Source organism: Sphingobacterium cavernae, assembly GCF_008520265.1.
GTDB lineage: Bacteria > Bacteroidota > Bacteroidia > Sphingobacteriales > Sphingobacteriaceae > Sphingobacterium > Sphingobacterium cavernae.
Window position 1 is genome coordinate 1 of the sequence record NZ_VIQM01000103.1, and the last position, 2,576, is coordinate 2,576.

The 2,576-nt window shown below is 31.4% G+C and carries 3 protein-coding genes and 1 tRNA gene; 3 read left to right on the plus strand and 1 reads right to left on the minus strand.

Going from position 1 to position 2,576, the window contains the following annotated elements; all coding sequences use genetic code 11:
* The coding region (locus FLS47_RS16885; RefSeq protein WP_188347475.1) for a transposase at positions 1-165 on the plus strand (165 nt) is incomplete at its 5' end.
* Between the two features lie 85 nt (positions 166-250).
* On the opposite strand, the gene FLS47_RS16890 is transcribed toward FLS47_RS16885, so the two are convergent.
* Positions 251-883 (minus strand): HAD family hydrolase, encoded by a 633-nt coding sequence (locus FLS47_RS16890; protein ID WP_149915498.1) that lies wholly within the window; start codon positions 881-883, stop codon positions 251-253.
* 85 nt (positions 884-968) lie between these two features.
* Between FLS47_RS16890 and FLS47_RS16895 the strand changes: the two genes are divergently transcribed.
* Together FLS47_RS16895 and FLS47_RS16900 are read left to right on the plus strand one after the other, a co-directional pair.
* A tRNA-Ile gene (locus FLS47_RS16895) sits at positions 969-1,042 on the plus strand.
* A 149-nt stretch (positions 1,043-1,191) separates the two neighbouring features.
* A complete protein-coding gene (locus FLS47_RS16900; RefSeq protein WP_149915499.1) occupies positions 1,192-2,394 on the plus strand; it encodes a PIN domain-containing protein in 1,203 nt (400 codons plus the stop codon).
* The last annotated feature ends 182 nt before the right edge of the window (positions 2,395-2,576 follow it).

Here is a 2,576-nt window from a genome sequence, read left to right on the forward strand (position 1 = left end):
TTAAAACAAGAATCTACTTATTACATTTCGCGTTCACCACACAGGTCATTCTTATTTAAACATTTTTGGAAAGAACATACTTTCTGGTCTGATGGTTATTTTGTTTGTTCAATAGGTGAAGCATCTCATGATACTATTCGTGAGTATATTCTCAATCAGGGTTAGTCGCTTACATCCCACAGGCTAAAGACCTGTGGGTTTTACGCTCCGTTTTATAAAACACAAATGTATAGTAATATGTTTCCTAAACTTACAGCAAATTCCATTTTTTAACTATTACATCAAGTGGTTCTTCCTTTGTACACAGCGCTGTCTGTAAGCCCAACGAATCTGCTGTAAGTAAATGCTGCGGGCTATCATCAATAAATAAAGTATGCGACGGATCTAATTTCTGTTCCTTCAACACATATTCAAAAATATCAGCGTTTGGTTTTCGCATACCCATCAAATGAGAATAATAGGTTTGTTCAAACAAACAACTGTTGTCTTCTATTCCATACGTATACTGAATATGCTTCATGCAATAATCGTAGTGTATTGCATTGTTATTGCTCAAAAGAAAAGTTCTGTATTTACTTTTTAAGGCGAGTAATAACTCATGTTTGCCTTGTGGAACACCAATCAATAGCGCATTCCAAGCAGTATCAATTTGTGCGTCCGTCAAGGTATTGTTTTTCGTTAAATCACGCACGCCATCTCTAAATTGCGCAGGTGTAATGTTTCCTTTATCAAAATCATCAAAAAGTTCGATTTGGCCCGAATGCGCAAATATTTCACCTACGTTGGTGATACCTAATTGAGTAAAAGCTTGTTGCGATTTTGCGAAGTCAATCATGAAAATTACATTGCCATAATCAAGAATAATATTTTCAATTTTTTGCATTTTAAATTTGGTTTTCTCGGTACAAATATCAATATTTGCATCGTCAAAAGGGAATAAACCTCACAATTGACACCAAGAAAAATCTGCTCCTATAGCTCAGTTGGTTAGAGTAGAAGACTCATAATCTTTTGGTCACTGGTTCGAGCCCAGTTGGGAGCACTGAAAAAGCCTGTAAGTTACTAACTTGCAGGCTTTTATTTTTTATTAGGGGGCTATTTAGGGGGCTGTGATTGTAACAATTATTCAATCATTATTAACTTTACCAATTATAATTTTAAAAAAACTAACTGAATAAAACTAAATTACACATGATTTATCTTCTTTTCGATACAAACATTTGGATTTACCTTGCAAATGGTTTTGATCCTATAACTAAAAATAAAAGTCAGCAATTTTCAGAAAAATTAACGGAAAAATTATTTGAGCTATTAGATAATAATAGAGTAGGAATTTTGAAATCTGATATAATTATTGACGAATGGCAAAGAAACCAAATTAATGTAGAGAAATTAATTGCACATCTTGAATCAAAAAGAAAGAACGAAAAAAAAATATTAGAAGACATTGGAAGAGATACCGATCCTGAAATTTCTTCTAAATTATATTTATTACACAATGAGAATGTTGATTCGTTAATTAAAAAAAATAGAGCTTTAATTCATAAATTAAATAAGATTATCGAAAGTGGAACTGATCTGCCACTATCAATAGAAACTAAAGCTTCTATAACAGACTGGGCTATCCAAAAAAAAGCACCTTTTGTTGGAGATAAAAAAAATAGTACGGCTGATGCTGCTATTTTCTTTTCAATGGTAGACTTCTCTAAAAAAAACAAAGCTGATACAATAATATTTGTAACATCAAATAAAGGTGATTTTTCTGATAAGTCTGATGATGGAAAATTGCATCCTGATTTATTTGAATTAACAAAAAATGAAAATATACATTATTTTAAAAATTTAGGTGAGGCATTTAATTACATTGATAACAATATTCAATTCTCAAGGAAGGAGCTTGAGGACATACAAGAAGAATTTGATGACTTTGTAGATGATTTAGATTATTGTTATGTCTGCGATCCTGGAGAAGAAAACATTTACTTAAATTTTATTAGTTATTACAACGTTGAAAGTATCGAGAACGAAAATGAAATAATTAATGATCCAAATCAACTTTCAATCATATATCCGAACCTTACTGAGATCAAAGAAACAGAAATTATTAAAACAGTTAAAATTGGTCAATGTACATGGTGTGGTTCATATCATATAAATTGTCAATCATGTAGTACTACAATTCCTGTTGCTAACGACTCAAATATTACAGAATGTGAATGTGGTATTAAGTACTATTTTGATTACGGGTATGGAAAATATAAGAACGGTGAGTGTTATGAAATTAAAATAATTAAAGATATTGTTGAATGTAGGCAATGTGGAGAGGAAATTGAGGACTATGATTTTTACGGTGATGAAATATGCGAACTTTGTACTCAATCATTAGATAATTAGATACATTCTTATATCAGCCAACCATAAGATAGAATTATGATAGCAATTGCTCAACTGGATATTTCGGATTGATTTGTGCCACCGTTTTCGGTCAAACAGTGCCAAAATTTTCGTTTCGATTTGTGCCAATCTGAAAAAAATAGGAATGTAAAACGGTTCGATTTATGCCATTGTTTAATAAC

What these genes read in the sequence shown, in the direction of transcription:
- FLS47_RS16890 (WP_149915498.1), bottom strand. Translation starts at nt 883, where the DNA reads ATGCAAAAAATTGAAAATATTATTCTTGATTATGGCAATGTAATTTTC.
- FLS47_RS16900 (WP_149915499.1), top strand. Translation starts at nt 1,192, where the DNA reads ATGATTTATCTTCTTTTCGATACAAACATTTGGATTTACCTTGCAAAT.